Annotated in this window: 6 protein-coding genes; 4 read left to right on the top strand and 2 right to left on the bottom strand. The window is 57.6% G+C overall.

The annotated features are described in order from the left end of the window. On the bottom strand, window positions 1–91 hold a 91-nt coding region (locus VEZ52_RS14640; protein ID WP_414649506.1), incomplete at its 3' end, for a 4Fe-4S binding protein. After that, complete coding sequence (locus tag VEZ52_RS06655; RefSeq protein WP_324836122.1) at window positions 88–1,479, bottom strand: FAD-binding oxidoreductase; 1,392 nt, start codon at window positions 1,477–1,479, stop codon at window positions 88–90. The genes VEZ52_RS06655 and VEZ52_RS14640, both read right to left, overlap by 4 nt. Window positions 1,480–2,363: 884 nt before the next feature. Between VEZ52_RS06655 and epsC the strand changes: the two genes are divergently transcribed. From epsC to VEZ52_RS06635, 4 genes are all read left to right on the top strand, one after another. Then, window positions 2,364–3,275, top strand: coding sequence for a serine O-acetyltransferase EpsC (epsC, locus tag VEZ52_RS06650; RefSeq protein ID WP_192112680.1), 912 nt, complete (start codon window positions 2,364–2,366; stop codon window positions 3,273–3,275). Beyond that, a complete protein-coding gene (locus VEZ52_RS06645; protein WP_324836121.1) occupies window positions 3,268–3,414 on the top strand; it encodes a hypothetical protein in 147 nt (48 codons plus the stop codon). Before epsC ends, VEZ52_RS06645 begins: the two co-directional genes overlap by 8 nt. 481 nt (window positions 3,415–3,895) lie before the next feature. Next, window positions 3,896–4,495, top strand: coding sequence for a MarC family protein (locus VEZ52_RS06640; protein ID WP_240825209.1), 600 nt, complete (start codon window positions 3,896–3,898; stop codon window positions 4,493–4,495). A 294-nt stretch (window positions 4,496–4,789) separates the two neighbouring features. Then, the coding region (locus VEZ52_RS06635; protein WP_324836120.1) for an NCS2 family permease at window positions 4,790–6,004 on the top strand (1,215 nt) is incomplete at its 3' end.

The raw sequence follows: 6,004 nt of genomic DNA, 5'->3' as shown, positions 1-6,004 counted from the left end.
TCTTGCCGTAAACCGGGCAGATGGTGAGGCACTGCCCGCAACGGGTGCATTTGAGGGCGGCTGCTTTCAATTCGTCCAGGGACTTGCTCATGCCTGGCCTCCGAAGATGCAGCCAGGATTCAGGATATTGTTGGGATCAAGAGCCTTTTTGATGGCCCGCATGGCCCCGACCTGAGCTTCGCCCAGCTGCTTGGTGATGTAGGGCGCTTTTTCGCGGCCCACGCCGTGCTCCGCAGAAACTGTCCCGCCCATCTTGATGATTTCGTAATGGAACTCGGAACGGGCCTTGGCGGCTGTTTTCTTTTCTTCATCAGAGTTGAAGAAGAAGTGCGGATGAATGTTGCCGTCGCCCGCATGTCCCTGACAGCTCACCTTGATGCCGTGCTTTTTGCCCACTTCAAAAAGCATGTGCACGGCTTGGGCAAGCTTGTTGATGGGCACCGCAGGGTCACCGCCCAAGCGCCCCTTTGCCACGCGGGCAAGGGCGGGCAGGCCGGAACGGCGCGCAACCCAGAGCTGCTCGGCTTCTTCTGCGGTTTCTGCCACGTGAAAATCGACCATGCCCAGCTGCTCGCACACCCGGCGGATCACTTCCACCTGCGGTTTGAGGGTGGAAACGTCGCCGTCCACTTCGATCAGCAGCATTGCGCCCGCATCCACGGGCAGGCCCGCATGGGTATAGTCTTCAACCGCGCGGATCAACGTCTGTTCCTGAAATTCCATGATGGAGGGCACAACGCCGCTGGTCATGATTGCAGAAACAGCCTTGGCGGCGTTTTCAATGTTGTTGAAGGCAACGCGCATGGCGCGTTTTGCCTGCGGCAGGGGGATGAGCTTGAGGGTGATTTCTGTGATGACGCCAAGCGTGCCCTCTGATCCCGTGAACAATTGGGTGAGGTTGTAGCCGGTCACGTCCTTGATGCACTTGCCGCCCGCGCGGATGATCTCGCCCGAAGCCAGCACGACCTGCATACCCGTGACGTAGCTCTTGGTGGTGCCGTACTTGACGCACTGCAAGCCGCCTGCATCGGTCGCCACGTTGCCGCCGATGGAAGAAAACGTGAAGCTGGCGGGATCCGGGGGGTACATGAGGCTGTGCGCGGCAGCAGCTTTTTTGATGTCGGCGGTGATGGCGCCGGGGCCAACAACAGCCATCAGGATTTCCGGCTCCACAATGATGGAGTTCATGCGTTGCAGCGAAATGATGATGGAATAGTCGCTTTCAGTAATGGCGTTGACGCTGAGGCCGCTTCCCTGCGAGCGGGTGACCACGCTGATTTTGTGCTCATTGCAGAAGCCGACGATTTTGGAAACTTCTTCGGCGGTGACGGGCAATGCAACCAGAATGGGCAGAAAGGCTGAGGGGGCCGCTCCGCCAGCGTTGTAGGTGTAACAAACGAGGTCTTCCTGCTTGGTGAGCATATTTTTTTCACCAATAAATGCAGCGATATGTGTGCGAATATCCTCTTTTGTCAGCATTTTCTCTCCTCGCTAACCGCATTGGCGCGGTGTGCAAATTGGGGGGCCTTCCAAACGCCTGCCGATGGCATGTGCGTCCGGCAAGACAGCAACAACATATTCAATAAAATCGCGGACACTCCGCGCATAACTTGTCTGTTTTGGCGTAACGTGCGCCGTCAATTGCCGAGAACATGCAGCGTTTGTTACGGATTGCTCATGAATAAGCAGCAATCATGCCACAAGAAATATAATTTTATTTTTTAAATAGTTAGATATATTTTTTGGAAATTCTGCGGCTCAAAATCCCCATTGCTCGTTTATATTCCGTACGTACTAGTTGCAAAAATTAACACGGTGACAAGGGGAGTAACGAGGCCCGGAGCTGTGCACATGGCTTTGTTAGCCTGTGCCGGGGCTTGTTGCCGGACGGTCACAGCTCGCGGCAGTCTGCACCCAGTCTGCGGGCACGGCGGCGGGACGTTTGCCATCTGCTCGTCTGCCCATCTGCCAGCTTGCCGGATTCGGGCAGGCAAGACAGCCGGAACAAACGCTGAAAACTGTTTTATGGATTTAAGCTTCGGCTATGCCCTTGCTTATGTCCGGAGCGTGCTTACTGAATAACAACAGAACAGTGTGGTTTTTAGGGCGCGCCATGTCCGGAGTAATTCTTCTGCATGCAGCTTTTTTTGAGAAGATGTTGGGTGTGAAGTATGGTGCGCCAGTTTGCGTTAAAATTTTTAACGAAGAGCCTGATTTGTTGTGTATTCTCTGGAGCGGCGCTGACTACCCATTGCGGCAGCGGGCAACTCCATGTAGAATGATAAGAATTACCGGGATGCCCGCAGTCGGCCTGAGCCATTTGTGGGTTCAAGCGCAACCGAATATTTTCGCAGGATTTTGCCATGAACAAAAAGCAGGACATCACCACGACCGGCATGCCCCTTATAGACAGCGTTGTTGAACGCCTCTGCCGCGAAGATTCGCTCAGCACAGTGTGGCACCGCTCGGGGCAGGGCGCGCCCATGCCGTCTTTGCCGGTGCTTTCCGAGATACTGGAGCGTCTGCGCGCGGCTATCTTTCCCGGTTATTTTGGCGCGGCCACGGTGCGGCGCGAATCCATGCGCTATCACCTTGCCGCCAATCTGGACAGCATTCACCGCCTGCTGGGCGAGCAGATAGTGCGGGGTTTTTGCTTCAGCTGCGAGGGCTTGGGCATCCCCTGCACCTCGTGCGAAACAGAGGGTCAGCAGGCCGCGCTGGCCTTTATGGACAGCCTGCCGGAAATACGCCGCCTGCTGGCGGGGGACGCCAAGGCCGCCTATGAGGGCGATCCTGCGGCCACCAGCCCCGGCGAAACCATTTTCTGCTATCCTTCGCTGCGGGCCATGTTTCACCACCGCATTGCCCATGAGCTCTACAAGCTCAAGGTGCCAGTCATTCCGCGCATCATTTCTGAAATGGCCCACGGCACTACGGGTATCGACATCCACCCCGGCGCCGCCATTGGCGAGGAATTTTTCATCGACCACGGCACAGGCGTGGTTATTGGCGAAACCTGCATCATCGGGCGTAACTGCCGCCTGTATCAGGGCGTGACCCTGGGCGCGCTCTCCTTTCCCAAGAATGCGGACGGAACCCTCACCAAGGGCAATCCCCGGCACCCCATACTGTGCGACAACGTCACGGTTTACGCCGGGGCCACGATTCTTGGGCGCGTGACGGTGGGCAAGGGGGCCGTGATTGGCGGCAATGTGTGGATTACTCAGGATGTGCAGGCTGGCGCGCGTATTACCCAGGAAAAGCCGCGTGACTAAAAGCCGCAAGCTGTTGCGCCGCATGGCGCTGCTCTTGCGAAGCGTGGCCCTGTGCGCTGCCTTGCTGAATCTTGGAGGCTGCGGCCTCAGTGTACAACCCAAAGGTCAGGTGGTGACAGGCGTCAGCGTGGGGCATTAAGGCGGCTTGTGCCCCTGCCTCAAATTGGCAAGCCCTGTCGTTCTTGCGCGCCCAGAGGTGTGCAGGAACGGCAGGGTCTGTTGTTTGCTTTTGAAACAGTGACCAATGTTGCTGGCCTGCTGGTAGTGGATGCTCGGAACCGCGCAGGCACCAGGCTGTGCAGGGCGCGTCAGTGCAGGAAATTTCAGGTTCACGCGGGCTGACGGTATGGACATGACGCCCCTTGCATGACATACTCCCGCCTTCATAAATTCTGGCCTTTCGCGGCGCATGTTCCTTGGTGTTTTTCTATTTTGAAATGTTTGCTTGCCAGCAATGCCTCCAAGCTGCCTTCAGGGGTAACTTTCTGTAGGGCAACGATTGGGGCGGCGGACAGACACATTGCCTTGCAAACATTTTATGTGCGGATTTTTGCAACAATTCGTGCAGGGCAGGCAAGTTGCTTCAACGCCAGGCTTCCGGCGCAGGAAGGGGAGTTCGCATGGAATTTTTTACTGAAGTTGTGGGCACGAGCATCAAAATCTATGCGCTCATGACGCCCCCTGCCGTGTTGAGCGCCTTTATCAGCGGCACCAAGGGCTTTGATAAAAAACAGAAATCCATGGTGGCCGCCAAAACATCTGCGGCCATCTTTCTTATCGGCGTTACGCTGTTCCTGTTTGGCCCGCACCTGTTTTCGCTCTTCGGCTTCACCCTTGACGCCTTTCGTATCGGCGCGGGCGTGTTGCTTTTTCTTACGGCAGTTTCTCTCATGAACGATGACGGCAAGGATGCGCTTTCCGGCAAGGAGGGCGACATCAGCGTTGTGCCGCTGGCCATCCCGCTTGGCATGGGGCCAGCCTCCATCGGCGCGGTGATGGTCATGGGCGCGTCCGCCACAGAGATGCATCAGGTCTTGGTGGGCGTGTTTTCACTGCTGGCCGCAGCCTTTGGCATGTTTGTGCTGCTGCGTATGGCCGATGGCGTGGTGCGCGCCCTACACCGCACGGGCATTGCCGTGCTGTCCAAGCTGACGGGGCTTTTGCTGGCAGCCATTGCGGCGCAGGTGATCTTTACAGGTATACGGGCCTTTCTGGGGTAGAATGGTTTTCCGCAGCGCTGCTGCGGGCCAACAATGCGAACAGGCGGCGAAAGATACTGATTTCGCCGTACTTTCTATAAGATAAACAGGATGTTGGCGGTAGAGGGGTAGGCCGCCCCGGCTGTGATTCAGGGTCAACCTGGGCACAGACTCGGGGCGAGGCCCGGCGCGATGGCCGCAAGCGGCAGCGCTGCAAAGGGCAAACCGAAGCGATTAACGGCATGGGGGCTGCTGCCCCGGCGCAAAACAACTTGATATCTTGGGCGCGCGGTGCGGCAACAAGAGGAGGATGTCATGGGCATACTGGAAAAAATGTTTAATCCTGCGGCCAGAGGCAGCACGGTTCGGCGCGAGTTACGGGCTGGCCTTACCAGCTTTATGGCCATGTGCTACCTCATTTTTGTGGTTCCCAGCATGCTTGCTGACGCCGGTATGCCCAAGGATTCCGCCGTGGCGGCCACCATCTGGATTACCGTCATCGCAACGCTGCTCATGGGCCTCTGGGCCAAGTTCCCCGTGGGCGTAGCGCCCGGCCTCGGCATCACGGCCTTTTTTGCCTACTACGTTTGCGGCCCTGCGGGCTATACATGGCAGACCGGCCTTGGCGCTGTGTTCATTTCTGGCGTGGTCTTTCTGCTGCTCACCGTCACCAAGGTGCGCCAGCTTATCATCAACGCCGTTCCCATGGATCTCAAGTACGCCATCGTGGTTGGTATTGGCGCGTTCATCGCCTTTATCGGCATGAAGAGCTGCGGCCTTGTGGTGGCCAGCCCGGCCACCTTTGTGACCCTCGGCAACCTGGGCGACCCCAAGACCCTGCTTTCGGTGGTGGGCATCTTCCTCATCAGCGCGCTGCTTGCACTGCGTGTGCCGGGAGCCATGATCATCGGCATCGTGGCCATTGCGGCGGCGGACATGATGCTGAACGGGCCGCATATGCCGCAGGGCAGCATCATCAACACATCCCTGCTCCTGCCCACAGAGACCTTCATGGCGATGGACCTCAAGGGCGCGCTGCACCACGGCCTGATCTCCATCATTTTTACCCTGACCATGGTTGATCTGTTCGACAACATGGGCGTGCTCATAGGCCTTTCGCAGAAAGCCGGGTTCATCGGTGAAGACGGGCACATTGAAAATCTGGACAAGGCCCTGATTTCCGACTCAATCGCCACTATGGCCAGCGCCGTCATGGGCGCGACCACATCCACCAGCTATCTGGAAAGCGCCGCAGGCGTGGTCGAGGGCGGGCGCACCGGGCTGACCGCCGTGACCATTGCCGTGCTCTTTTTCCTCACCCTGTTTTTTGCGCCGGTGATTGGCATGGCTCCGGCCTATGCCACGGCCCCGGTGCTGATCATCGTGGGCGCCATGATGATGCAGGAAGTGGGGCGCATCAAGTTCAAGGACTTTACCGTTGCCTTGCCCGCCTTTTTGACCATCATCAGCATGCCGCTTACCTTCAACATCGCCACGGGTTTTGGCTTTGGCTTTGTGAGCTGGGTCGGC

This window comes from Desulfovibrio sp. (assembly GCF_035644575.1).
GTDB lineage: Bacteria > Desulfobacterota > Desulfovibrionia > Desulfovibrionales > Desulfovibrionaceae > Desulfovibrio.
Note: the sequence above shows the minus strand (reverse complement) of the source record. Positions and strands in the feature narration are given on the sequence as shown.